The organism is Aquamicrobium ahrensii, assembly GCF_040545755.1.
Lineage (GTDB): Bacteria > Pseudomonadota > Alphaproteobacteria > Rhizobiales > Rhizobiaceae > Mesorhizobium > Mesorhizobium ahrensii.
In genome coordinates, this window is the sequence record NZ_JBEPMN010000008.1 from 28,751 (window position 1) to 54,565 (window position 25,815).

Below are 25,815 nucleotides of genomic sequence, written 5' to 3' on the forward strand. Positions count from 1 at the left end.
GCCTGCGCATCACGGCCCGGGACCGAAACTTTGATCGTCAGGCCGGAGCCTTCGAAGCCATATCAGGCGATTACAGTCATTACGGCGACCGATCGCCAACGAGATCCCGCCGGTATTGGATACACTGCTGCAAGATCATCGCAATTGCAGTTTGAACGCTTCACAGTCGCCGTGCCGGCCAGCCATAAAAACCCAGGCGAGGCTCGGTCGCAAATGCAGACGGATCCCCTGAAAAAATACACCGTCCTGGGACGCCAGGATATTACCTTCAAAGATATCAATGCAAACAAAGATATACTTATCTATGTTCATGGGTACAATTATAGTTTTCAGGAATCATTGTTTCAGGCTGCAAAAGTTGCGTCGGACGGAAAATTATCGGAAATGCCGATCCTTTTCAGTTGGCCATCGGAAGGATCGGTCACAGGATACGTTGCGGACAAGGATGCCGCTACCTATGCGCGCGATGATCTGGTGCAACTACTTCAGGATCTCAAGAAGCGTCGGACAAAAAGCCGTGTCACGCTGTTTGGGCACAGCATGGGTGCCTGGCTGGTTGTCGAGGCGCTTCGGCAGCTCAAGATTTCAGGACAAGAAGACGTCCTTCAGCGAATAGACCAGGTGGTTCTGGCCGCTCCGGATATCGACGTCGATCTTTTCAAGCGGCAGGTTGATACGATTGGGCCATTGGCCCGTCCGATGATCGTGCTCAGTTCCACAGATGATCGCGCACTTGCAATCTCGGGTCGCATCGGTGGCTCTCGCACACGGCTAGGGTCTATCGATAAGGAGAGCGTAGACATCCAGGAATTGCTGACTAGCAAGAAAATTGAGATCGTTGATCTGTCTAATTATGGATCTCCTGACAAGACAAAGCATAATAGATTCTCAATTCTAATAAATCTTATATCAGCAATCAATAATGATAAAATAAAGTTTATTAGAGATATATATTCTACATAGCTGTGAAAATAAATATATAGTATATTATTCGATGATAAATCGAATTAATCATCTTTTATAGAAATTTTCTTTCGAATTGTACTTGAACTCGCCGGAGGTGCCCCGCCACTGTGACAAACGAACGCGAACTGTCAGAGCGAATAAGTAGCGAGAAGCACCGGTCTGGATCGGAAAGATCATCCCTACCACTGTGGGAGCGCCCGGTGCGCTGGCCGGCGCAGGGGCTCCCTTTCGACATGCGGGCGCTGCGCTATGTGCTGGCGGCAGCCGAGCAGATGAGCTTTTCAGGTGCGGCTAGGGCGCTTGGCATGAAGGTGTCCAGCGTCAGCCGCCGTGTGCGCGACTTCGAGAACGACCTCGGCATTTCCCTATTCGAGCGCACGACGTCGGGCGTCCGGCTCACCAATGCCGGATGCAAATTCCTTGATGAGATTATTCCGGTCCTTCAAATGGCAGAAGTGATTCTGCAGCGCGCTGGCGCGGCCGGCCGAGCCGAGGAGGGCATGGTTAGGGTCGGCATCATCACCACACTCGGCGGCGGCTTCCTGCGCGAACTGATCGCGGCCTATCGGCAATGCTATCCAGGCGTACATCTCGGCATTGTGGATGGCGGTCGTCGCAATCATCTGCGCGCGATCCGTTCGCGCCAGCTCGACATCGCCTTCTTTACTGGCAACGCGCCGCTTGCGGGCTGCGATGTCGAGGAGTTCTGGCGCGAGCGCGTGCATGTCGCAATGGCCGTTCACCATCCACTGGCGAGCAGTGATGTGCTGGATTGGCCTCAACTGCGCGATGAATACTTCATCGTCTCGACCATGGAGCCGGGGCCGGAAGTGCATAACTATATTGTGAGGCGCGTCGCTGACTATAGCGCCTATCCGGAAGTGTCCTACCGGCCAGTGAATGCGGAGACGTTGATGCACATGGTCGCTATCGGTGAAGGAATCACGCTGGTTTCGGAGGGCTGGACCAATATGACGTATCCCGATCTCGCGCTGCGTCCACTGACGGCGCATGAAGACATCGTGCCGTTCAGCGCCGTATGGTTGCCTTCAAGCGACAATCCGGCGCTACGCCGCTTCCTGAGTTTTGCGCGAGAGCTTGCGTCTCGGCGGCTCAATCACCGCGATCAATGATCGGTCGAGGGCGCGTTCGGCTTGATGGCCCCGGCCGTCGTGGTCCTGCCGGCGAGTCTGGCCTTGCGGCTGCGCCAACCGCGGTCGGATCGCAGGAAGGCTTCCAGCATGTGCGGGATCAGCGTGGCGGAATCGACCTCGCCATACTGGCGGCCGTATTCGGCGGCGTAGAGGTCGAGTTCTTCCTTCAGCGGTTCCGGCATCGGGACCGTCATTCGCACGATGCCGAGCCTGGGCAGCGGGCCGAGCTTGAGGTTGGCCATCAATGCGCTCCATAGGGTTCGAGGACCAGATCGCGGGCCACGATGACCCTGACGGGAAATCCGGGCCGGATCGTCAGGGTCGGCGCGACCTGCAACTGGCGCTGCACGATCAGCTGACCGGCCTGGTTCACGGTGTCCTGCGCGCCGTCGCGGATGGCACGGACTAGGCGGTCCTCGTCGCTGGTCGCAAGCTCGGCGCCGACGGCGAGCAGCGTCGACAGGCCCGCTGCCTTCATCAGATCCCACCAATGGTAGTCAACGCCGTCTTCGAGACCGGCATAGCCTGAGACGTCGGCGCCGCGCTGGCGCTCGAGAACGATCGAGCGCCCATTGGGGAGAATGAGGCGGTTCCACACGAGGAGCACGCGCCTTTGCCCGAAGGTCACGCCAGCATCGTATTCGCCGATGAGCCGGCTTCCCTGCGGGATGAGCAGGAGCGCGCCGGTCGGGCTATCATAGACATGCTGCGTCACCTGGGCGGTGATCTGTCCCGGCAAATCCGAACGGATGCCGGTGATCAGCGCCGCCGGGATCACCGCGCCAGCCTGGAGGACGAAGGGCGAGGCCGGCGCCATGACGCGATCCGGGGCGACGGTGCGGCGGTCGACCTCGGCGTTGAGGAAGGCAAGGTGGCGATCCTGCGTCGCAGCGCCCGCCAGCCCGGTGAGGCCGGGAACGGAGGGGATCGAGGGCGAGGCAGCGGTCTGGCCCGCCCTGATCTGGAAAAACAACTCGCTGGTTCGAGCGGCTTCAAGCTCGGCGAGCCGGCGCTGTTCTTCGGGATCGGCGGCTGGGACAGGCATGGGGGTCGCCGGGATCGGCTGACCTTCCTCGCGCGCCTTGAGCACCGGCCCACCGAGATCGCCTGGCAGCGGCGGACCGAGGACCGGCACGTCGCCATAGCTGCCGGGCAGACCCTGCAAGCCGTCAGCGGTCTGGCGGCGGTCGGTGGAGATCAGTTCTTCGGGCTGGCCGCCGCGATCGACGCCCTGAAGCGCGTAGATCAGCGCGCCGCCGATGCCGATGCCGACCACCATGCCCGCGCCCATCAAGACCTTGCGCGAGATGCGCGTCACGCGCGGCGCCTCGGCGCGCAGCCGCATCGAGCCGTCCGTGTCATCGGCCGCCCCTGCTGGCTCCACCCCTTCCTCTTTCCGGTCGCCATTCTGGCTCATGACGGCGCTCCTCCCTTGGCGGTGTTTTGTTCGGAGACCGCGGCCGCCGTCTGGCCCGGCTGGACACGGACGATCCGGACGGTCTGCTGCTTGTTGCTGGAGCCCAGCCGCAGTTCGGCCGCGCCGAAGAGGCGATCCACGATGAGCACGTTCTGATAAATGCGGCTGTTGACGATCTCGGTTTCCCCGCCCGAACCGATGACGAATAGGGGCGGCATCTCGCCTTGCACGATCCCGCGCGGGAACACGATGTAGACGCGGCGGCCGTCGTCGAAGGCGGTCAACGGCTTCCAGGGCGGGTTGTCGCCGAAAAGTCCGTAGCGGTAGTTCCGCGCGGATTCGGCGGGGATGATCGGCGCGGCCGGCGCGGTCACGCGCTGCGACGCCGGCGGCGCGGGATAAGCCCAGGCGACGGCCGGCATCCACGTTTCGTCGCGGGCGCGTAGCTCGATCAGATAGGTGCGCCTATCCGTGGTGATGACGAGATTGGTGGCGATGCCGGCGCGGGTCGGCTTGACCAGCACATGAACGCGGCGGGTGGTTCCCGAGCCGCTTTCGGTATCGCCGATTATCCAGCGCGTCGTGTCGCCTGCCGCGACCGGCCCCGCGCCGGTCAGGCTTTCGCCGGGTTCGAGCGCGATCGTGGTGATCTGCCCCACGGCGGCATAGACCTGAAACAGCGCGCCTTCAGACCAGGGATAGATCTGGATCGCGTTGTAGTAGCCTTCCCGGCGCGGCTCGACACGCGCGGCCGCATTGGCGTTGCCGACACGGCCCTCCGGGGTGGTGGCGGCCGCGCCGCCGCGCGAGACGGTCCAGCCGGGCGGGGTGTGCAGCGGCCGGGGCGTGCCGTCGGTCACGGCGGTCCTGACGACGGGAAGCGCCGGCACGTCGGCATCGTAGCTGAACTGCGGCGTCCGGTTGCTGGCGCAACCGACGAGCATGGTGGTGGCCAGCAAAGCCGCCAACACGGGTTTACGGAAGGCCGTGGGTCCGGCTTTGTGAGGATTGCGGATCATTGAGACATCTCCCGCGACCAGGAGATCGCGTTCACATAGATTCCTAGAGGGTTGGCCCGCAGGCGCTCGGCGGTGCGCGGCTGCTGAAGGACGATGGTGAGGATCGCGGTCCAGCGTTCGGTGCGGGAGAGCTGGCCGTTCTCGTAGTGCTGTTCGGACCAGGCGATGCGGAACGAGTCGGGCGATGCCCGGATCACGCTGGAGACTTCGACGGAAACCTGCTGACGGCCGACGCGGGTGAAGGGATCGTTGGAGCGGGCATATTCGTTGAGCGCCACCGCGCCCCGATCCGTGGTGAATTCATAGGCGCGGAGCCAGTTCTGACGCAGGACAATCGGATCGGAGGGCAGGCCGCGGACCTGCTCGATGAAGCGGGCGAGGTGCCAGGCCAGCTGCGGGTCGGTCGGCCGATAGTCGGCGACGGCAGACTCGACGGCGCGGGCCTCGCCGTGGCGGTCGATCTCGACCACCCAGGGAACGACGGTGCCGCGGGCGGACTGCCAGACCAGCGCCGAGGCGAAGCCGGCCGACAGGATCAGGCAGCCGAAAGCCATGGTGCGCCAGTTGCGGGCCTGAACGCGGGCCGAGCCGATGCGCTCGTCCCAGACCTGGGCAGCCTTCTGGTAGGGCGTGACGGGTTCCGGCGTTTTGCCGTAGTGGGTGGTCGGTCGTTTGAAGATGTTCATGTGCGGTCGCTTTCGGAAAGGCTGATGGAGGCTCCGCCGCCGTGGCTGTCACCGGATCGGACGGCATGGGCGGCGGCCGAGACGCCGTGGCTGAGGGCCTGGCTGCGGCGCATACGCTGCGCCCAGGCGGGCGGGCCGTCGGCAGCGAGTGCGCTTGCCGGGGCCGGAGAGGCTCCCCCGCCGACCGTCCCCATGGTGGATGTGCCGCCGGTCGTCTCGAAGCCGCCCTTGACGCCTCCGGTGTGGCTGGACTTGAGGCTGTCGGCCGCGCGGGAGACGGCGCGCTTCAGCGGCGAGACCGCGGCGGCGCCACTGGCGCGAGCGACACCGCCGAGACCGGCCGCGACGCCCGACACGCCGGATTCGCCCATGGAAGCGAGGGTGTATGCGGTTGAGGCTGCTCCAGCGGCCGATGCGCTGCCGCGCGCCAGGGCAGCACCGCCGGAAAGCGCGGCGGCACCGCCTCGCGCTGCCAGCATGGTCGCGCCGCCGGCCGCGATCGCGGCGCCGCCGACCGCGAGGCCGGTGCCGACGGCAGCGCCGGCGCTGAGCTGCGGCCCGCCCGAGACCAGGCCGGTCGCGATGCCGGGGCCGAATATGCCAAGGCCGAGGAGGGAAAGGGCGGCGAGGACGATGGCCATCGCGTCGTCGATCGTCGGGGTCGCGCCGCCGAAGCCGGCCGTGAACTGGCCGAACAATGTCGAGCCGATGCCGATGATGACGGCGAGGACCAACACCTTGATGCCAGATGAGACAACATTGCCCAGGACGCGCTCGGCCATGAAGGCGGACTTGCCCCAGAGGCCGAAGGGAATGAGGACGAAGCCGGCCAGGGTGGTCAGCTTGAATTCAATCAAAGTGACGAACAATTGGACGGCCAGGATGAAGAAGGCGAGGATCACAAGCGCCCAGGCGAAGAATAGGCAAAGGATCTGGACGAGGTTCTCGAAGACCGCGATCCAGCCCATGAGATCGGAGATGGATTCGAGCAGCGGCCGGCCGGCATCGAGGCCGGTCTGCGCGACGCGGCCGGGGCGCAGGAGATCGGCCGTCGAAAAGCCGGTGCCGGACGCCATGAGGCCAAGGCCGGCGAAGCTCTCGAAGACGATGCGGGCGAGATTGTTCCAGTTGGAAATGATGTAGGCGAACACGCCGACAAACAGCGTCTTCTTGACGAGGCGGGCGATGATGTCGTCGTCGGCACCCCACGCCCAGAACAGGGCGGCAAGGGTCACGTCGATGATGATTAGCGTGGTGGCGATGAAGGCCACCTCGCCGCCGAGCAGGCCGAATCCGCTGTCGATGTAGCTGGTGAAGATGCCGAGGAAATTATCTATGACGCCGGTGCCGCCCATGGCTCACCGCCCTTCGTTCGGGGCGGGAGCTTCCGGTGCGGGCGAGCGGCCGAGGAAGCGATCGCGGGTCTCGGCCCACACGCGCAGGCACGAGGCGTCATTGGCGGCGGCTTCGCCCAACTCCTGACACCGCCGCTGCTCCAGCCGCAGCGGATCGGCCGCGGGCTGGAGCACCGGAACGGCCGGCGCTGGCCCGGTTGTTTCCTCGCGGGTCATTTCGATGATCGTCGCCGTGATGGCGACGGCGACGAATATGATGGCCGCGATCCGGGCCAGCACCTTGCCGTACATGATGTCCCCCTTCCGGCCCGTCAGTTGTTGAACATGCGCGCGCTGCCCGGCTGATACCCGGAGCCGGGCCTCAGGAACCGTTCGCGCTGGATGCGGCCCTGCTCGGCGGCCGTGGCGCGCTCGGCTTCCGACAGGGCGTCCGCCCGGCCATTGGCCGAGATCACGGCGATCAGATCGGAGAGCTGCTGGCTTTGCAGGGCGAGGAGCTGGTTGCCGGCCTGGGTGGCTTGAAGCGCGCCGGTTGCGCCCTGGCTCTCGCCGACGAGCGCGGACATCTCGGCGCGGTTCGTGTCGATATTGCCGACGACGCCGGCCTGGACACGCATCGCGTCCTGCAAGCCGCCCACGGTATTTTCCCATCGGCCGCGCGCGTCCGCGATCAGCTGCTGGTCGGTGGCGTTGAGGGAGAGATTGCCGTAGTCCTGCTGGAACATGGTGTCGATCGACTGCACGTCGAAGGCGATATTCTGCGCCTGGGCAAGAAGCTGCTGGGTGCGCTGCACATTCTGTTGGAGCGCCTGAAGAGAACTGTAGGGCAGGTTCGCGAGGTTCTTCGCCTGGTTGATGAGCATCTGCGCCTCGTTCTGAAGCGAGGTGATCTGGTTATTAATCTGCTCAAGGGTGCGTGCCGCCGTCAGAAGGTTCTCGGCGTGGTTGGTCGGGTCGTAAACGATCCGGCCGAAGCCGAAGAGCGCGTGGGCGGGGGTGGTGAAGACCGGCGAAAGCGCCAGCGGCGCTGCGAGCGTGAGCGCAAGCAGGGACGCGCCCGCGATACGGGGGAAGTGGTGTCGGGTCATGGCATGATCTCCTGTGGGTCGAGTTCGAGGGCTTCGGTGAGGTCGAGGACCGGCGCCGGCTCCTGCGGCGCGGGCGTCTGCCGGTCGGGCGCGACGGCGAAGTTGGTGAGGTTGGGAATGAGGTCGGCCGCCCATTCGACGCCGCGCGCCTTGAGCCACGCGGCGAGGAAGCCGTCGCGGCCATGTTCGGCCAGGATGTCGGCGATCAATGCCTGGTCGGACTTGGAGGACGCCGCACAGAGCGCCAGGCCGACTTCGGACAGGCCCAGCTCGAACAGCCGGTTCCCGCGCCGGCTCTGGCAGTAGTAGTCGCGCTTCGGGATGGCGCGGGCCAGGATCTCGATCTGCCGGTCGTTCAGGCCGAACCGCCTGTAGATCGCGGTGATCTGCGGCTCGACGGCGCGGTCGTTGGGCAGGAGCAGCCGGGTCGGGCAGCTTTCGATGATCGCCGGCGCGATCGTGCTCTTTTCGAGCTGGGCGAGCGATTGCGTGGCGAAGACGACGCTGGCGTTCTTCTTCCTGAGCGTGACCAGCCACTCGGCCAGTTGCTTGGAAAAGGCCGGATCGCCGAGCGCCAGCCAGCCCTCGTCGATGACGATCATCGTCGGGCGGCCGTCGAGGCGGTCGGCGATCCGGTGGAACAGATAGGCGAGGACCGCGGGCGCGGCCCCGGTGTCGAGCAGCCCCTCGGTCTCGAAGGCCACGACGGAAGCATCGCCGAGGTTTTCAGCCTCCGCGTCGAGCAGCCGCCCATAGGGACCGCCGACGCAATAGGGCTGGATGGCGAGCTTGAGGTCGTTGGACTGGAGCAGCACCGACAGGCCGGTGATGGTGCGCTCCTCGATCGGGGCCGACGCGAGCGAGGATAGCGCGGTCCAGATATGCTCCTTCGCCTCCGGCGTGATCGTGACGCCTTCGCGCTGGAGGATTGCCACGATCCAGTCCGCCGCCCAGGCGCGATCCTGCGTCTGCTCGATGCGGGCGAGCGGCTGAAGCGAGACCGAGCCGTCGGCGCTCTCGGTCAGCCGGCCGCCGAGGTCGTGCCAGTCGCCGCCCATCGCCAAAGTGGCGGCCCTGATGGAACCCCCGAAATCGAACGCGAAGATTTGAGATCCCGCATAGCGGCGGAATTGCAGCGCCATGAGCGCAAGCAGCACGCTCTTGCCGGCGCCGGTCGGGCCGACCATGAGCGTGTGGCCGACATCTCCGACGTGAAGTGAAAGCCGGAAAGGGGTCGATCCTTCGGTCCTGCCATAGAGCAGCGGGGGTGCGCCGAAGTGATCGTCCCTTTCCGGCCCCGCCCACACGGCGGACGAAGGGACCGTGTGGGCAAGGTTGAGCGTCGAAATCGGAGGCTGACGCACATTGGCGTAGGCATGGCCGGGCAGCGAGCCGAGCCAGGCGTCGACGGCGTTGACCGTCTCGACCATGACGCTGAAATCGCGGGACTGAACGACCTTCTCGACCAGCCGCAGCTTCTCGTCGGCGCGGCGGGCATCCTCGTCCCAGACCGTGACGGTCGCGGTGACATAGGCGATGCCGGCCACGTCCGCGCCGAGTTCCTGTAGGGCCATGTCGGCGTCGAGCGCCTTGTTTGCGGCATCGGTGTCGACGAGCGCCGATTGCTCGTTCGTCATCACCTCTTTCAGAATGGCGGCGATGCTCTTGCGCTTCGCAAACCACTGGCGGCGGATTTTCGTGAGCAGCCTGGTCGCGTCGGTCTTGTCCATCAGGATCGCGCGGGTGGACCAGCGATATTGGAAGGCGAGCCGGTTGAGATCGTCCAGCAGGCCGGGCGTCGTGACGCTCGGGAATCCGGTGATGGTGAGGATGCGCAAGTGCGCGGAGCCAAGGCGCGGTTCGAGCCCGCCGGTGAGCGCCTCGTCGGCGAGCAGCGCGTCGAGATAGATCGGGGTTTCCGGCACGCGGACGCGGTGCCGTTTGGTCGAGACGGTCGAATGGAGATAGGTCAGCGTCTCAGTGTCGGTGAGCCACCAGCACTCGGGCATGAAGCCGTCAAGTAGCGCCAGCACGCGGTCGGTGCGGTCCACGAAGCCGCGCACCAGCTCCCAGGGATTGACGCCGGAGGTCTCGCGGCCTTCGTAGAGCCAGCTTTCGGCGCGGGCAGCGTCCTCTGCCGGCGGCAGCCATAGGAAAGTCAGGTAGTATTCCGAGACGAAGTGGCTGCCTTCCTCCTCGAAGTCTGCCTTGCGCTCGGCATCGACCAGCGCCGAGGCCGGATCGGGAAAGACGTCGTTCGGATAGGTGCCGGCCTCGGACCGCTGCGCCTCGACGAAGAGGCACCAGCCGGAGCCGAGACGGCGGAAGGAATTGTTGAGGCGGGCGGCAACGCCGACCAATTCAGCCGCAACGGCGGAGTCAAGATCCGGCCCTCGAAACTTCGCGCTGCGCTGGAAGCTGCCATCCTTGTTCAGCACGACGCCCTGCCCCACCAGGGCCACCCAGGGCAGGTAGTCGGCGAGGCGCGATGCGGTACGGCGATATTCTGCGAGGTTCATCATCGCGTGCGCCTCACACCGAGAGGTGGCCAGGCACACGCAGGTGCCGGCGTGCGACCTCCACGAAGAGGGGATCGCGCTTCGCCGCCCAGACGGCCGCAAGATGGCCGATCGCCCAGATCAGGATGCCGGCGAGCCAGAGCTGGAGGCCGAGGCCCACGGCCCCGGCGAGCGTGCCGTTGAGGATCGCCACCGAGCGCGGCGCGCCGCCGAGCAGGATGGGTTCGCTCAGCGCGCGATGAACCGGGGCGGTGAACCCCGGCACGGCATCGAGTTGTTCGAGGACGGCCGCCATCAGATCACCGCCCCGCCGCCGAACGAGAAGAAGGACAGGAAGAAGGAGCTGGCCGCGAAGGCGATCGAGATGCCGAAGACGATCTGAATCAGGCGCCGGAAGCCGCCGCCGGTATCGCCAAAGGCGAGCGTCAGGCCGGTGACGATAATGATGATGACGGCCACGATTTTCGCCACCGGCCCCTCGATGGATTCGAGGATCGACTGAAGTGGGGCCTCCCAGGGCATGGAGGAGCCGGAGGCCAAGGCAGGCGAGGTCAGCAGCGCGACCCAGGTGAAGGCGGCGGCGGTTGCGATGTGGCGGCGAACGCGGAAGGCGCGACGGATCATGCGGGGACTCCTGTTTGGTCGGTAGGGATGGGGTCGGGAAGGGCGGGGGCGAGCCGGTAGTCGCCGTCGGCGCCGAGGCCCTCGACGCGGGCGAGGTCGGCAAGCCGGCGCGCGGAGCCGCGGCCGGAGAGGACGGCAACGAGGTCGATGGTCTCGGCGATCATCGCGCGCGGGACCGTGACCACGGCCTCCTGGATGAGCTGCTCGAGACGGCGCAGCGCGCCGATGGCCGAGCCGGCATGGATCGTGCCGACGCCGCCGGGATGGCCGGTTCCCCAGGCTTTCAGGAGGTCGAGCGCCTCGGCGCCGCGGACCTCGCCGATCGGGATGCGGTCGGGGCGCAGGCGCAGCGAGGAGCGCACGAGATCCGAGAGCGTCGCCACGCCGTCCTTCGTCCTCATGGCGACGAGGTTCGGCGCTGCGCATTGCAGCTCGCGCGTGTCCTCGATGATGATCACGCGGTCCTGCGTCTTGGCGACTTCGGCCAACAGCGCATTGGTGAGCGTGGTCTTGCCAGTGGAGGTGCCGCCCGCCACCAAAATATTGGCGCGGGATGCGACGGCCTCGCGTAGCGCAGCGGCCTGGGCCTCGGCCATGATCCCGGCGGCGACATAATCGTCGAGGGTGAACACCGCGACCGCCGGCTTGCGGATGGCGAAGGTCGGCGACGTGACAACGGGAGGAAGCAGGCCCTCGAACCGCTCGCCGCTCTCAGGCAGCTCGGCCGAGACGCGCGGGGAGCGGGCATGCACTTCGGCTCCGACGTGATGGGCAACAAGACGAATGATGCGCTCGCCGTCTTCCGGGGTCAGCTTTTCGCCGGTGTCTTCCAACCCGCCGGCGAGGCGATCCACCCAGATGCGCCCATCGGGGTTCAGCATCACCTCGATGATGGAGGGATCGTGCAGCAGGTCCGAGATGGCAGGCCCGAGCGCGGTGCGGAGCATGCGCGCGCCGCGTTCCATCGTTGCCTGTTTGCGATTTTGGCCAGCCATCTCGTCCCCGTTCCCGGGGATGAGGGCGAAGGCGGTCCCCGGATTGGGATGACTAAAAGAACGGCAAAACGCACCGATTCAACAAGTTTCGGTCGTAGTAGTAGTGCAGCGCTGTAATACAGGAGAACGGCGGAATTGTTCCCAAGCGGGCGAGCGCCCGAACGCGAATCAGCTACGTTGGGAGCGCGGTGTCCGTAGCATTTCAGTAGGCGATGGCGACCGTGGCAAGACCAGACGAAAGTTGGTGCGTATCAACAGCCGCTTCGGGTGTTTCCGGTCGGTCAGCTATTAGGGAGGCATTTCGCTAGAGCGGACGTTCTGCCTGTCGCAACGTCACGACCAAGCCCGCTCTCCTTCCATAGCTCGAATGCCTGGCCCACTCAGAGACAAGTGAGTATCGTTTGGCGCCTCAATTGGCTCAGTGCGGAAGTGCATAAGCGTGTGGAGTCGGCACTAATATTATAGAAAGTTCTTTGATCCGATTCGGAGATCGTCATTGGGGGGCAATGTGGCTGCGAAACCAGAAAAGATTGTCCTGTCGATCCCACTAATTGAAGCTGTCAAGGCACAGAGATGCGTTCTCTTTCTTGGCGCAGGTGCATCGAAAGAGGCCAAGAACGCGGAGGGGAAGATGCCGCCCGACGCAAATCAGCTCCGTGACATACTAGCTGACCGCTTCTTTGGGAAAGCGATGCCCAATCGCGACGTTATGGGTGTAGCCGAGATGGCCATCGCGACTACCGGTTCTGGACCTCAGGTATATGAGGAAGTTCGCAAGGCATTTAATGGATTCGCGCCGCAGGCACCTCACAAGCTTATTCCCACCTTCAGTTGGCGGGCAATCGCCACTACGAACTACGATACGATCGTTGAAGACGCTTACAGGGACGCTACGAACAAAGTTCAGCAACCGGTGCCATTCGTCAAAGATGATGAACCCATTGACGACCGCCTGCGGGAATTTCCCAATCCTGTTCCTTACCTCAAGCTCCATGGCTGCCTCAATCATATCCACGATGCCGATATTCCGCCGGTGCTTTCGAGAGAGGTTTATTCGACATACTCGAAGAATCGTACGCGGCTATTCCTTCGCCTAAACGACATGGCTTTCGAGCACACGTTCATCTTCGTCGGTTATCGGCTCGATGACGCTCACATTCGGGAACTCATTTACAGTCTCGGCCCCGACCGTCGACCAAGATGGTACCTGGTAACGCCCAATGCCGAAGACGAGGACATCGCGTTCTGGGCGACGAAGAATGTTGAGTTGATCAAGGCCTATTTCGGAGACTTCATGGCGGCTCTCGATGAAGCCGTACCGCCGCTCTTTCGTCGGCTGAGCCAATCTGCAGACGTGACGGAATTTCCGATCAGGCGCTTCTACAAGACGCAGACCCTCGAGTCCGACAACACCAACCGCTCGTTGCGCGAGGATCTTACTTTCGTCCACGCAGAAATGCCGTTCGAGCCTCAAAGCGCGGAGCAATTCTATTCGGGGTACGATACCGGCTGGGGCGCGATCATCGACAGGCTCGATGTGCGCCGCCAGGTCGAGGAGGATATTCTATTCAAAGCCATCTTGGAGAATGAGGCTCCTGGTGGTCCGGTAGTGATCATCGCAAAGGGACCGGCCGGATCGGGAAAGACCATCGCGCTCAAACGGTCCGCGTATGAGGCTGCTACGGCTTCCGACGCCCTCGTTCTCTGGTTCAACGCCGACGGCGCATTGCGCCCGGATGCTTTCGTTGAGCTGCACGAACTGACGGGCCGAACGATCTACCTGTTCGTGGATGATGTCGGCCTGCATGTAGATCCCCTGCTGACGCTTCTAAGGGCGGCACGCGGGGCGAAGCTGCCGTTAGTCGTCGTCGGAGCCGAGCGGGACGCTGACTGGCATACCTATTGCGGGGTGCTCGAAAACGAGTTCCCGGGACCGGAACTGAAAGTCCGCTATCTCTCTCGCAAGGAAATCAACGGACTCCTCGACCTTCTGGAAAAGCATGACTGCCTCGGACTTCTTGCGAGCGAAACCCGCGATGAACGCATACGGCAGTTCGAGTCGGTCGCGGAAAGGCAACTGCTGGTCGCCCTTCACCAACTGACGCAGGGCAAGCCCTTCGAGGAGGTGCTTCGGCTGGAGCATCAGCGTGTCAGCCCCGAGCAGGCCAGGCAGTTGTATCTTGATATCGCGACTATGCATCAGTACGCCGTGAGTGCACGAGCTGGCACGATATCGCGCATTTCAGGGATCACTTTTGCTGATTACCAGGAAAAATTCTTCTCCCCTCTCAAGAATATAGTCCGCGCCGAGACGGATAGATATTCTGGCGACTATAGCTACCGCACCCGCCACGCCCGGGTCGCGCGGCTCGTCTTTCGTCAAGCCTGTCCAACAGATGACGAAAAGGCCGATCAGTTTGCGCGGCTGATTTCCGGTTTGGATTTCGGCTACTCATCAGATGCCCGCGCCCTAGAACAAATCACCAAGGGCCGGGCGCTCGCTGATACATTCGCTGAACCGCAGCCCGGCCGACGTATCTACGAGGCCGCAATCGCCGTAGCTCCGAATCAGGCGTTTCTCTATCAACAATGGGCGCTGTTTGAGCTTCATCACGCCCGCGGATCGCTCGACGAAGCCGAACGGCGTGCGAACCAAGCCCACGACATCGAGCCAAAGAACACGGCCGTGATCCACACCCAGGCTGAGATCGACCGCATACGCGCCACAAAGGTCGATTCGACTCTATTGAAGGAACAGCTTCGACGGCGCGCCCGCGAACGCCTGAATTCGTTGTCATCCAATAGCCGATTTGCGGTTTCCAGCCGATGTAAGTTGCTGGTTGACGAACTTTCAGAACTTAATCGCGAACTGAGCAACGATGCGCCTGAACATGAGGCGATGTTCTTCGCCGAGAAAGTAAAGGAAGCCGAAAATCGCATTCGTCTTGCGACCCAACAGTTTCCCGACGATGCCGACATCGTTCAGGTCGAGGCACGGTTCCGCGAGGTGATCGACCAAGAGGACCGCGCGCTCCGCGCATTGGAGAAAGCGCTCAGGCTGAATCCGAAGGGCTCCGGGGCAGCAATACGGGTAGCCCGCATCTATCGCACGCGCAAAAACCCGGACGACGCGCTGAAGGTGTTGACAGACGCCTTGGCCAGCAATCCTGATGACAAGGGTGTGCATTCAGAGTTGGCGAGACATTACCTCTCAGAAGGTGTCGTCGACGACAATCAAGTCGAGACCCACCTGCGCCGGGCGTATTCCACCGGCGACGGAAACTATGAAGCGCGGTTCGACCTGGCTCAATTCCTGTTCGTTCGCGGAGAAACGACGAAAGCTGCTGCTCTGTTCGACGAAATCGACTCCAACGCGCCTCAGTCATTCCGCCAGATTGCCAACAGAGAAAACCTGTTCACGAAACGAATCCCGGAGCAGTCGGGATATGTTCAGTCAATATCGGGTCACATGTTTTTTCTCCGTCTAGGTGCATATCCAAGGGAGATTTTTTCTCATAAGTCGAATATTGCTCACGGGGAATTCGAGGACTTGACCATAGGCGCTAATGTGCGTTTCCAAGTCCGGTTCAACCGAAAGGGACCAGTAGCGGTTTCCGTGTCAATTCTCTGAGTGAATTCGTGGCCCGCGCTTGCGGCGACGCTATAACGAATATTCTCTTAAATCATACCGATCTATAACTAATCGCTCTACTTACCCCATGTCAGCTTTCGAAAACTTCCCTTTCACTGAAAGCGGACTCCTGGCTAGCAGGTTCTCTGGTTGCAAACGCACGGCACCAAGATGTCTGACGCCAAGTTTCTATTTCTCGAAACCCGACTGTAGGTCGAATTGCTTGGACGGCGAGATGCGCTTTCTCATACAGAGTGATAGAATTGGCCGTCCGCTTGAGAAGGGGTGGTCGTAGTCACCGCGTGAACCTGTAATATGGAGCAGTTCTTGGCTCGCCCACGAGCATTAAGCCAGACGACGGTTGGAGCAGCTTGGCTAGGTCAGTTTGCCGCCGGCGACCGCGCAGCCGCCTCTAGCTTGCTGGACGCAATGCTACTTCTGAATGAGGAACAGGTCGGCACGTCGATCCGGTTAGCCTTGGATCGCATCGCCGAGGGGCAACGTCACCGCAAGCGGCGTGTTGCCCTCTACGCTGAACGCGAGTTCGACTCCTCGATGATTTTTGAGGTCCAGATGCTCCGGGACGCGAAAGGACGGTTGCGTCGACGTGCGGTCGGTTACAACGGGCCACACGCAGTCAGACCGGTTCGCGGCCATGCTCGCGTTGGGAGCGAGGGCTTCGTCGCACATCTCATATCGCAGGCGACGGAACGCTGGACTAAGATCTTCATGAACCATCCTGGTCCTGACAGACTACGGGGGAAGACCGCTCCGGCAGGCGAGATCGTGATCGTCACCGACTTCCTGGGGTCAGGCACGCGCGTCTCCACCATGCTCGATAAGTTCTGGGCTGTTCCCACCTTACGCTCGTGGAAATCACGCGACATGGTGAGGTTCCGGGTGGTTGCGGCGGCAGCAACGCTATCCGCGCTCAGTAAGGTGCGCCGTCATCGGCTAAAACCACAGGTGGAAGCCGAATGGATTGCTCCTACTGTGAAATCCTCCGCTGACTTTCGGACTGTCCTTTCGTGGATGCGGCTGATCGAGAACAACGGGCCGGCGGAGGGGCGTGGCACCGGGCGCTATGGCTTCGGGGACGAGGGTGCGCTGATCGCGTTCAACTACCGCCTTCCCAACAACACCCCTGCAATGATCCATCATGGTGAGGAAGGGTGGCAACCACTCTATGTAGGACCCGCGCCGGTCGAACTGCGCGAGTTGTTTGGCGTCAGGTCGCTCGACCAAGCGATCATCTCCGCCGCACAATCGAACGGGGTGGTGTTCGGCCGAGAGCTGACGGAAGAAGACCGGCAGACTATACTCGTCCTGAGCATGCTGAAAGGGAGATGGCATCGGGGAGCGGAAGTCGCGTTGGCGTCGAGGACTTCATTGCCGGTACCCACGGTCATGGACATCCTTCTGCGCGCATTAAAGACCGAGTTGATCACGCGCTCGGGCCGGATAACTGACAAGGGATATAAGTTTATGGAATCGGGGCGCGCAGGTGAGCGGAAGACTCCGATTATTGCAACGTCGCCGGTTCCATATTATCCAGAGGCCCTGAGAATCCCGAAGGCTCAACTCATCTAGACATGCCGTCGTCAGACGGCCAAGACTGCGGGTACGAACCTGCCGTCTAGGGGGACGGGGCTTCCTGTCGCCGTTGAAAGAGCTCTCGAATGCAGGTCCACGTCGCGTCATCCATCGTTGCCCCTTGGGCAACCTCCTCGGAGGCTCGTTTCGATGGACGACGCGACGCCGCCAGGGCCGATCTAAAGTAGATGAAGCACCCTTGGGATTCTCAGACATTCGCCTCGGGCGCCACAGCCAAAGGACGTTCCTCCGAAACGGTGGCGGCATCAATTGCTGCAGCGTCAGCGATAAAGCGGCGCCATCCTGACCTGCCCGTGGTGCTTACGCTTAACCATCTAGCCCATCTGTCCGATGTATCCTCCGATTTCCTGCAGGAAGTCGCACACCGCAAGATCGATCCGTATCGTGTATTTCGCGTCAAGAAGCGCGGTGTGCCGAACAAGGTCCCTGCACCGCCACGTAGATACCGCACCATATGCGTGCCGGAACCACGCTTGATGCGAGTCCAGCGGTGGATTGCCCAGAACGTTTTGAAGGTGATGCCATCACATCCCGCTAGTTTTGCCTTCATCAAGGACCGCGACTTAGTTGACGCCGCCGAGCGGCATGTGGGCGCGAAGTGGCTCGTCAAGATGGACGTCCGGCACTTCTTCGAGTCGATCCACGAGGACTCTGCCTACAGGGTGTTCCGCAGTTTCGGCTACGGCGCGCTGATTTCGTTTCAGATGGCCCGCATCTGTACTCGGCTGCCAACCCACTCGCGGAGCGACCCGAGGGATCGCTTGGGGCGCGGCGAAAAAGCCAAACCGTACCGCACACATCCTATGGGACACTTGCCGCAAGGCGCGCCGACCAGTCCGATGCTCGCCAACTTCGCATCCGAAACTCTTGACAATCGACTGGCCCACCTCGCTTTCTCGGAGAACTGGACCTACACGCGGTACGCCGACGATCTCGCGTTTTCTCGCGCTGGAGCTTCCACCCGTGCCCAAGCAATGCACTTGGTAAAGCGGGTAGAGATGGCGCTAGAGACGTCAGGATTGGTCGCGCATCGTCAAAAGACAGCGATCGTGCCACCTGGTGGAAGAAAGATCTTGCTCGGGGTAACCGTCGACGCCGGCCGTCCTCGTCTCACAAAGGCGTTCAGGAACAACATCGAAACCCATCTGTACGCGCTAAGTCACGAAAACATCGGTCCCGAACGTCACCGCGTCAAACGCGGCTTTGCCTCCATAATTGGCATGCGCCGGCACATCTTCGGTTTGATCGCATTCGCGCATCAGGTGGACGAAGCCTATGCGTCAAAACTCTACGCGGAAGCCAACAAGGTGGATTGGCATAGGTGAATTCGAACAGAGTGAAGTAGGAAATAGCGTATTTCCACGACTAGCATGCTATTTTGGACCAGCATGTAGAGAATCGTGGGGCAATCGGTGTACGTTTCCGAAATCTACGCGAGCGGCTTCCGGTGCTTCGGCCCGACCGCTCCATTGCAGCTTAAACTCTCGTCGGGGCTCAATATTCTGGTGGGGCCGAACGACGCCGGAAAGAGCGCGATCATCGATGCTGCTCGCTACGTCCTCTGGACGCGCGGCGACGACTATGTCCGCCCAGACGAACACGACTTCCACGTCGGCGCTGATGGCGCACGAGGGTGCGACTTCGTTGTCCGATGCACTTTTGACGATCTCAGTGCGGATGAAGAGGCTCGGTTCCTCGAATGGTGCACCAATGAAAAGGGGAGGCTCCGTCTCCACGTCTGTATGCGGGGCGCTAGGCGCGTTTCTCCTGGCGGTGGCAGCATCGTCTCCAGCCAGCACCGGGCCGGCCCCGAAGGCGAAGGCCTGCCGCTCGACGGGGAACTGCGCGAGTATCTGAAGGCCACCTATCTCAAGCCTCTGCGAGACGCCGAACGCGAGATGCGAGCAGGTCGCCGGTCGCGCCTGTCGCGAATCCTCGGCGCGATGCCCACAATGGGGCCGCAAAGCAAACCCGCCGCGCAGGGCGGCGATGCAACGCTCCATGACACGCTCACGGCGGCTGATGTGGCCGTCCGAAACAACGCCGCGGTTGGCGGCGTCGCCAGCAGCGTCAACACGGATTTCCTCGACAAGCTGTCATTCGTGGACGACCGCCTTGTCGCGACGTTGGACCTCGGCGCTGGCGGTTCGTTCGATCAGATTCTTGAGCGGTTCGAACTCTACCTGAATGCCAAGGCGGGCACCGAGCGCATCCAGCGCGGCCTAGGCTACAACAACCTGCTGTTCATGGCGGCCGAGCTGTTGTTGCTCCAGTCCCATCCCGATCAGGTGCCATTTTTGCTGATCGAGGAGCCCGAGGCGCATCTGCATCCGCAGCACCAGACGCTCTTCATGGAAGTGCTCGCGGCCCGTGCTGCCCAGCCGGACCCCGACAAGGGCGAGACCCATCAGCAGGTCCAGGTGCTACTCACCACCCATAGCCCTCAGCTCGCGGCCGGCGCCGAGCTTGAGACCATGACGATGATCGTCGGTCACCGCGCCTTTCCGCTGGGCGCGGCCCATACCCGGCTCGAAGTGGACGATTATGAGTTCCTTCGTCGGTTCCTCGACGCGACTAAGGCCAACCTGTTCTTCGCCCGCGCGCTGATTGTCGTCGAGGGTGACGGTGAGCACTTGTTGCTGCCGGCAATCGCCGAGAAGCTCGACCGTCCGCTAAGCCGCCACGGCGTGTCGATCGTCAATGTCGGCCACCGTGGTCTGTTCCGCTACAGTCGGATTCTGCAGCGTAAGGCCGGGAACGCGATCCCGGTGCCCGTGGCGCTGATCCCCGACAGGGACATCCCGCCGCCCGAAGCGAAAGAACTCGTCGGCGACCGCAAGACCGAGAACGAGTTGACCCAGGACGAGATCGCGGCGCGGATGAAGACGCTGCGGCGCGACGTTGGAGATCCCGTCGACGCTTTCATCGCCGATAGCTGGACACTTGAGTTCGATCTCGCGCACCGGCCCGAGCTTGCCGAGAGCGTTCACCAAGCCGTCCAACTCGCCAAGACCAGCAGTCGCAAGCCCGAGTGGCTAGCGAAGATCCCGAAGAAGGCCAGTGAAACCTACGCTGGCTGGAAAGAGGCTGGACACTCTGCGACCGAGATCGCCGTCAAGATCTACCAGCCCGTCCATGACAAGGAAGCCTCCAAGGCCGAGGTCGCCGAGCAACTCGCTGCCATACTGCGCAAACGCACGGATACACCTGAGCAGATGCGCGATTGGCTCCCTCCTTATCTGGTGCGCGCGATCGACTACGTGACGGGTGTCTATGTCCCCGGCGCGCCGGCGACTGCTCCTGAGCCGGATGCCGAAGACGAAGAGATCGGGGCCGCCGGGATGGAAGGCGCGGCGGCGATGGATGGGTAAGGTCATGTTCGAGATCCTGCCGCTCACGCCCGAACTGCTTGCCGAACTTGGCAACGAGCTAGGCGGTTGCGATTTCACCGACCCGAGCCAGACCGACTTCCTGGCGAAGGCCACCCCATGTGACGTCCAGGCGGCGCCCGGCAATGGTAAGACGACGCTGCTGGCGGCGAAGCTCGCGCTGCTTTCGCGTAACTGGCTGACCCGTAGGCGGGGCGTCTGCGTGATCTCGCATACCAATGCCGCACGGACGGAGGTCGAAGACCTGATCGCCCGTAACCCGACAGCGGCGCGGCTGATGTCCTATCCCCATTTCACCGGCACGGTCACGGCTTTCATCAACCAATATCTTGCCTTGCCCTATCTCCGGGGCCTGGGTTGGAGCGTGCGGCAAATTGACGACGACGCCTTCGCGGCCGAGGCGCTGCGACGTTATCCAAGTTGGGGCGTACTCGACGGTCTGGCCAAGAATCCGAAACTCAAGCTGAAGCGACGGCTCGAAGATTGGATAGCTCACCTGGATCTCGATCCTGCCTTCACTGACGACGCGATATCCCCCTCATCATTGGCAGTGCGCCGGCGTAAGGGGCAGCACGGCGCCGATACGCCTTGCGGTAAGGCATTGGCTCAGCTCAAGGCCTCGATGGTCAAAAGTGGACTCTATCGCTACGCCGACATGACCGCGCTCGCCTGGCGCGCTCTCCATGAAAACCCGGCTCTGGCCGCACGGCTTCGTGATCGCTTCCCGCTCGTGATTCTTGATGAGGCGCAGGACACCCATGGCGAACAGCTCCGGCTGCTGGAGCATGTCTTCAAGCAGGACGGGACGGCGTTCCAACGCCTCGGGGACAGCAATCAAACGCTCTACGAGGACGATGGAGCAGCCCCGGCCTATTGGACGCCGGGTCCCGGCTGCATCCCTCTTGATACGAGCCGCAGGTTCGGCGGGGATATCGCCGGTTTTGCAAGCCGGCTGACCGCACGCCAGGCTCAGACGATTGTGGGCTTGGGCATACGGCCTGCGTCGCGGGTGATGTTCCTGTTCGACGAGGGTACGATCGGCGGGGTTCTCGGAGCCTTCGCCGAAGAAGCGCGCGCGCTGTGGGGCGATGATTGCAGCACGCGGGACGTCTGGGCGGTCGCGTCACGTCACAATCGGCCCGGCAAGAAGGGGGCGTGGCAGCCGAAGAGCCTTGTCGACTATCATCCCGCATATCGCAGCGAGGGCGGATCTCGATCGAAGGCCAACCTTCTTTGCCGGCAGCTTCAAATGGCTGCGGTACACCACGCCGCGGCGCGACCTCCTGCAGAGGTCGGCGAGATGCTCGCCGTCGGAGTTTCCGGGCTGGCGCGCGCCCATGGCTGGAAAGCGGCGAATGATCGTCTGATTACGACGCACAATGTATGGGCGGCTTTGTCGCATCGCAACCTTGCGTTGCCGTGCGCTGTACGTCGACTGCTGCGGGACCATGTGCTTGCCGGCGATGCGGTATGGGAGCAGGCGGCATGGCTGACGTTCATGGAACAGTTGCTGCCTCTCTTCAGTCCGTATCCTCCGGGTGCTGAGGCCGACATCGCCGGATTTTGCGACTTCGTCGCCGAGCAAAAGGCCGATCTCGCCGATCCCGAGCGCCGCTCCACGAAACAGGTGCAATTCGACGATCTCACATTGCGGCTGGGATCGATCCACTCGGTTAAGGGCAAGAGTGTAGACGGAATTCTCGTCGTCGAGAGCGAGATATGGAAAGGCAGTGGTGCAGACGAGCAGTGCATCGACCTGACCACGGTGCTTCCCCGGGCGTTCGGCGTTACTGATCAGCCATATACAGGGGTGGGGCTCACCGCCGCGACAAACGTCTTCGTGGGCGTGACCAGGCCGCGCGAGTTGCTAGGCCTCGCGCTGCGTAAGTCGCAATCGGCGACCATCGTATCCGCGGCCCAGGCGCAGGGATGGACTGTCATTGATCTGACCTTGAAGTCCTAAGAAAGTCGACGACAGAAGCTATTTGCGTGACGTCCGCTTAGAACGACCCTCACGCTAAATCCGGGAGGTCCGTTCCCAGCCCCGACCACGCCGACAGTTGGGAGCGCCAGGAGCGACGGCTTTCGGGAAGCCGCCAATGACCTTGGAACGACGGAGATGAGGTCGGAAGCTGACGTTATTCCGATACTACCCCGTTGTATGACTATCCCAGCGGTTATCTGTCTATTGTCCAGTCCTCTATCCGCAATCCGGCTATCCGTGAAAACTCACCGGTATTGTTGGTTACGAGGGTATGGCCGCGTGCCATGGCCTGTCCGGCGATCAAGGTATCGTAGGGGCCAATTGGCGTTCCGCGCCGTTTCAACTCGGCCCGGATTTCGCCCGCCACACGCGCGTCCTCCCGGTCGAAGTCGAGGATGGCGAGATCGGCGAACAGGAGACGAAGGGTCTCCAGATTGAAGGCGACCCTCTCGCTGCGATAGGCGCCGAAGTAGAGTTCGTGCGCCACCACGGACGAAACCGCGAGCGAACCCGGCTCGCTGGCCTCGACCCGTTGCAGCAGCGCATCAGAGCGTCGCGCGACCAGCGCGATCACGGCATTGGTGTCGAGCAGCCGGAGAGTCACTGGAACGCCTGATCCAGTTCCGGCCGATCCTGCTCTTCGGGCTGGTCGCGTCCTTCGGCCATGAAGTCGGCGCTGAAGCCGCGCTCGACCGCGGCGTGCAGCGAGGCCCAGCGCCGGCCCTGATCGGGCCTGGGGCGCAGGATCACGGCGTCGCCCTCGCGCGAGACTTCGACCTCCTCGACATCGAAGCGGAAATCCTTCGGCAAGCGGACGGCCTGCGAATTGCCGGACTGGAAGATTTTGGCGATATGGGGCATGGCAGCCTCCTGTATATACGTTGGAGTATATACGCGCGAGGCGCGAGTTTCGCAAGCAAGATCACACATCGGCGTCGTCCTTGTGTTCGGGAATGTCGTCGGGAATCTCGCTCAGGAAGCTGCTGCCCTGCTGGAGCCGCGTGCCGAGGGTCTGGACAAAGCCGTCGAACCGCTTGAGACCCCTGGTGTGGGCGGCCGCGTTCTCCTCGGGCGGGAGCTGCGGCGTGACGGTCAGCCAGTGCCGGATGAACAGCGCCAGAGTATCGGCGGTCAGCCGCATGTCGCGTTCCAGCCGTGCCGTCTGGCGCGACAGGCGATCGAGCCGGCGTGTGAAGGCGGCTTCGCGCATGTCCTGCGCGTCGGGCGACAGGAATGAGGCGATCGCCGCCTCGGCAACGGCTGAGCGCGACAGCCTGCGTCGGTCGGCGAGGTCGTTGAGCCTGACGAGCAGGTCGGATGGAAGGGTCAGGGAAAGGCGTTCACGCATGATGGTTCCTCACATATCGATGCCGTCATTCGGGTCCATGGCGGCTTGCCGGGCGACGCCGCGCATCTGGCGGCGCATGACCTGCCGCTGCCGGGCGCTGTCTTCCTGATCGTCGCCGAGCAGGTGCCGGAACTCGTCTTCGGGAGCGGGCTCCTTCTTCTCGTGGACGATCTCGACATGTTGTGGCATGTCGGGTTCGCGGCGCAGGCCGGAATTGGCCTTGTCCTCCTCCTTCTTTCTCGCGGCCTTTTCGGCGACCGCGACCAGCGCGGCATCGGGCGCAAGGGGCTTCAGTGCCGTCCATCCATCGGGGCGCGCCGAAGCGGCGATCGTCGCCGGGTCGGGCGGCGGAAGGATGCGTTCGGTCAGGCGCGGGTCGACATAGTAGCGCGCCTTCTTCGCCCGGATCGGCGGGCTACCGGCAACCATGACGATCTCGTCGTCAGGCGGGAGCTGCATGATTTCGCCGGGTGTGAGGAGTTGGCGGGCGGTCTCGGAACGCGACACCATGATGTGTCCGAGCCACGGAGCAAGACGGCTGCCGGCATAGTTCTGCATCGCCTTCATCTCGGTCGCGGTGCCGAGGGCATCGGACACGCGTTTGGCGGTGCGCTCGTCGTTGGTCGCAAACGAGACCCTGACGTGGCAGTTGTCGAGGATGGCGTTGTTCTGGCCGTATGCTTTCTCGATTTGATTGAGAGATTGGGCGATGAGGAAGCTCTTGATGCCGTAGCCCGCCAGAAACGCCAGCGAGGACTCGAAGAAATCCAATCTTCCCAAGGCGGGAAACTCGTCGAGCAGCAGCAGAACGCGATGCCGGCGGTCTTTGGCGTGGAGATCTTCCGTCAATCTGCGGCCGATCTGGTTCAGCACAAGTCGGATCAAAGGCTTCGTCCGCGAGATGTCCGAGGGCGGCACCACGAGGTAGAGCGTCGAGGGTTTCGGATCGGCGATGAGGTCGGCGATGCGCCAGTCGCAGCGCGAGGTCACGGCCGCGACCACCGGATCGCGATAAAGGCCGAGAAAGCTCATGGCGGTCGAGAGAACGCCGGAGCGTTCGTTGTCGGATTTGTTGAGCAACTCGCGGGCCGACGACGCCACGACGGGGTGTGGCCCGGCCTCGCCGAGATGGCGCGTGGCCATCATCGCATCCAGTGTGGCTTCGATCGTGCGGCGCGGATCGGAGAGGAACGCGGCCACCCCGGCGAGCGTCTTGTCCTTCTCGGCATACAGCACATGCAGGATCGCGCCGACCAGAAGCGAGTGGCTGGTCTTTTCCCAATGCGACCGTTTCTCCAGCGAGCCCTCGGGATCGACCAGCACGTCGGAGATATTCTGGACGTCGCGCACTTCCCACTCGCCGCGCCGCACCTCGAGCAAGGGATTGTAGGCGGCCGAGGCCACATTGGTCGGATCGAAGAGAAGAACGCGGCCGTGCCTCGCGCGGAAGCCGGCGGTGAGCTGCCAGTTCTCCCCCTTTATGTCATGGACGATGCAGCTTCCCGGCCAGGTCAGCAGGCTCGGGACCACGAGCCCGACGCCCTTGCCCGATCGCGTCGGCGCGAAACATAAGATGTGCTCGGCGCCGTCATGCCTCAGATAGTCGCGCTCGTAGCGGCCGAGGATCACGCCGTCCTGGCCGAGAAGACCGGCGCTTTCGATCTCGGACCGCTCTGCCCAGCGCGCCGAGCCGTAGGTGTCGATGTCGGACGCCTCGCGGGCGCGCATCACCGACATGGTGATGGCGACGGCGATGGAGAGGAAGCCGCCCGAGGCGGCGATGATGCCGCCCTCGGCGAAGATGCGCGGCGCATAGGCTTCGTAGAAATACCACCACCAGAACAGCGCCGGCGGATAATAGACGGGCCAGCCGGCGACCTCGAACCAGGCGGGGCCGAGCTGGGGCTGGAAGCCGAGCCGGAAGGCGACCCATTGCGTGCCGCCCCAGACGGAGGCGAGGACGATCAGGAAGACGATGCTGATCTGGCCCCAGAGGATTTTCGTGCCGGACATGGGAGGTTCCTTT

Annotated in this window: 22 protein-coding genes; 7 read left to right on the plus strand and 15 right to left on the minus strand. The window is 62.8% G+C overall.

Translation table 11 applies throughout. From position 1 onward, the window contains the following. Positions 1–30: 30 nt before the first annotated feature. Together ABID44_RS11570 and ABID44_RS11575 are read left to right on the plus strand one after the other, a co-directional pair. Entirely contained in the window at positions 31–963 is a 933-nt protein-coding gene (locus ABID44_RS11570; protein ID WP_354151867.1) for an alpha/beta hydrolase, read from the plus strand. Between the two features lie 203 nt (positions 964–1,166). Next, on the plus strand, positions 1,167–2,099 hold the full coding sequence (locus ABID44_RS11575) for a LysR family transcriptional regulator (protein ID WP_354151868.1): 933 nt from the start codon (positions 1,167–1,169) through the stop codon (positions 2,097–2,099). Here the strand turns inward: ABID44_RS11575 and ABID44_RS11580 are convergent. From ABID44_RS11580 to trbB, 11 genes are read right to left on the minus strand one after another with little or no spacing between them, the layout of a single operon-like run. Then, positions 2,093–2,362: a DUF2274 domain-containing protein gene (locus ABID44_RS11580; RefSeq protein ID WP_240578801.1), complete on the minus strand. Its 270-nt coding sequence runs from the start codon at positions 2,360–2,362 to the stop codon at positions 2,093–2,095. The genes ABID44_RS11575 and ABID44_RS11580 overlap by 7 nt on opposite strands. After that, on the minus strand, positions 2,362–3,537 hold the full coding sequence (locus ABID44_RS11585) for a TraB/TrbI/VirB10 family type IV secretion system protein (protein ID WP_378226824.1): 1,176 nt from the start codon (positions 3,535–3,537) through the stop codon (positions 2,362–2,364). Before ABID44_RS11585 ends, ABID44_RS11580 begins: the two co-directional genes overlap by 1 nt. Next, positions 3,534–4,556, minus strand: a complete 1,023-nt coding sequence (gene trbG, locus ABID44_RS11590) for a P-type conjugative transfer protein TrbG (RefSeq protein ID WP_354151869.1) — start codon at positions 4,554–4,556, stop codon at positions 3,534–3,536. The genes ABID44_RS11585 and trbG overlap by 4 nt, the downstream gene beginning before the upstream one ends. After that, positions 4,553–5,242, minus strand: coding sequence for a conjugal transfer protein TrbF (trbF, locus tag ABID44_RS11595; protein ID WP_354151870.1), 690 nt, complete (start codon positions 5,240–5,242; stop codon positions 4,553–4,555). Before trbF ends, trbG begins: the two co-directional genes overlap by 4 nt. Beyond that, entirely contained in the window at positions 5,239–6,597 is a 1,359-nt protein-coding gene (gene trbL, locus ABID44_RS11600) for a P-type conjugative transfer protein TrbL (protein ID WP_354151871.1), read from the minus strand. The genes trbF and trbL overlap by 4 nt, the downstream gene beginning before the upstream one ends. 3 nt (positions 6,598–6,600) lie before the next feature. Beyond that, complete coding sequence (trbK-alt, locus tag ABID44_RS11605; protein WP_354151872.1) at positions 6,601–6,888, minus strand: putative entry exclusion protein TrbK-alt; 288 nt, start codon at positions 6,886–6,888, stop codon at positions 6,601–6,603. Between the two features lie 20 nt (positions 6,889–6,908). Continuing rightward, entirely contained in the window at positions 6,909–7,685 is a 777-nt protein-coding gene (gene trbJ / locus ABID44_RS11610; RefSeq protein WP_354151873.1) for a P-type conjugative transfer protein TrbJ, read from the minus strand. Then, entirely contained in the window at positions 7,682–10,207 is a 2,526-nt protein-coding gene (gene trbE, locus ABID44_RS11615; RefSeq protein WP_354151874.1) for a conjugal transfer protein TrbE, read from the minus strand. The genes trbJ and trbE overlap by 4 nt, the downstream gene beginning before the upstream one ends. A gap of 10 nt (positions 10,208–10,217) precedes the next feature. Next, positions 10,218–10,499 carry a VirB3 family type IV secretion system protein gene (locus ABID44_RS11620; RefSeq protein WP_354151875.1) on the minus strand — a complete coding sequence of 94 codons (282 nt, stop codon included), beginning with the start codon at positions 10,497–10,499 and terminating at the stop codon, positions 10,218–10,220. Then, the gene (locus tag ABID44_RS11625; RefSeq protein ID WP_009452106.1) at positions 10,499–10,828 is read right to left on the minus strand and encodes a TrbC/VirB2 family type IV secretion system protein; all 330 of its coding nucleotides are present in this window, start codon (positions 10,826–10,828) and stop codon (positions 10,499–10,501) included. Before ABID44_RS11625 ends, ABID44_RS11620 begins: the two co-directional genes overlap by 1 nt. Continuing rightward, positions 10,825–11,823 carry a P-type conjugative transfer ATPase TrbB gene (gene trbB, locus ABID44_RS11630; protein WP_354151876.1) on the minus strand — a complete coding sequence of 333 codons (999 nt, stop codon included), beginning with the start codon at positions 11,821–11,823 and terminating at the stop codon, positions 10,825–10,827. The genes ABID44_RS11625 and trbB overlap by 4 nt, the downstream gene beginning before the upstream one ends. A 496-nt stretch (positions 11,824–12,319) precedes the next feature. Here trbB and ABID44_RS11635 point away from each other — a divergent pair, with 496 nt between their 5' ends. From ABID44_RS11635 to ABID44_RS11655, 5 genes are all read left to right on the plus strand, one after another. Then, complete coding sequence (locus ABID44_RS11635) at positions 12,320–15,454, plus strand: P-loop NTPase (RefSeq protein ID WP_354151877.1); 3,135 nt, start codon at positions 12,320–12,322, stop codon at positions 15,452–15,454. A 315-nt stretch (positions 15,455–15,769) separates the two neighbouring features. Then, positions 15,770–17,044: a phosphoribosyltransferase-like protein gene (locus tag ABID44_RS11640; protein ID WP_435521459.1), complete on the plus strand. Its 1,275-nt coding sequence runs from the start codon at positions 15,770–15,772 to the stop codon at positions 17,042–17,044. 191 nt (positions 17,045–17,235) lie between these two features. Next, positions 17,236–18,393, plus strand: a complete 1,158-nt coding sequence (locus ABID44_RS11645; RefSeq protein ID WP_354151879.1) for a reverse transcriptase family protein — start codon at positions 17,236–17,238, stop codon at positions 18,391–18,393. Positions 18,394–18,480: 87 nt separating this feature from the next. Beyond that, complete coding sequence (locus ABID44_RS11650; RefSeq protein ID WP_354151880.1) at positions 18,481–20,439, plus strand: ATP-dependent nuclease; 1,959 nt, start codon at positions 18,481–18,483, stop codon at positions 20,437–20,439. Positions 20,440–20,443: 4 nt separating this feature from the next. Beyond that, entirely contained in the window at positions 20,444–22,420 is a 1,977-nt protein-coding gene (locus ABID44_RS11655) for a UvrD-helicase domain-containing protein (RefSeq protein ID WP_354151881.1), read from the plus strand. A gap of 214 nt (positions 22,421–22,634) precedes the next feature. On the opposite strand, the gene ABID44_RS11660 is transcribed toward ABID44_RS11655, so the two are convergent. The 4 genes from ABID44_RS11660 to ABID44_RS11675 form a co-directional block, all read right to left on the minus strand. Then, positions 22,635–23,045 carry a type II toxin-antitoxin system VapC family toxin gene (locus tag ABID44_RS11660; RefSeq protein WP_354151882.1) on the minus strand — a complete coding sequence of 137 codons (411 nt, stop codon included), beginning with the start codon at positions 23,043–23,045 and terminating at the stop codon, positions 22,635–22,637. Continuing rightward, on the minus strand, positions 23,042–23,302 hold the full coding sequence (locus tag ABID44_RS11665; protein WP_354151883.1) for an antitoxin: 261 nt from the start codon (positions 23,300–23,302) through the stop codon (positions 23,042–23,044). Before ABID44_RS11665 ends, ABID44_RS11660 begins: the two co-directional genes overlap by 4 nt. Positions 23,303–23,363: 61 nt before the next feature. Further along, complete coding sequence (locus ABID44_RS11670; protein WP_354151884.1) at positions 23,364–23,789, minus strand: ribbon-helix-helix domain-containing protein; 426 nt, start codon at positions 23,787–23,789, stop codon at positions 23,364–23,366. A 9-nt stretch (positions 23,790–23,798) separates the two neighbouring features. Beyond that, positions 23,799–25,802: a conjugal transfer protein TraG gene (locus tag ABID44_RS11675; RefSeq protein WP_354151885.1), complete on the minus strand. Its 2,004-nt coding sequence runs from the start codon at positions 25,800–25,802 to the stop codon at positions 23,799–23,801. Between the last annotated feature and the right edge of the window lie 13 nt (positions 25,803–25,815).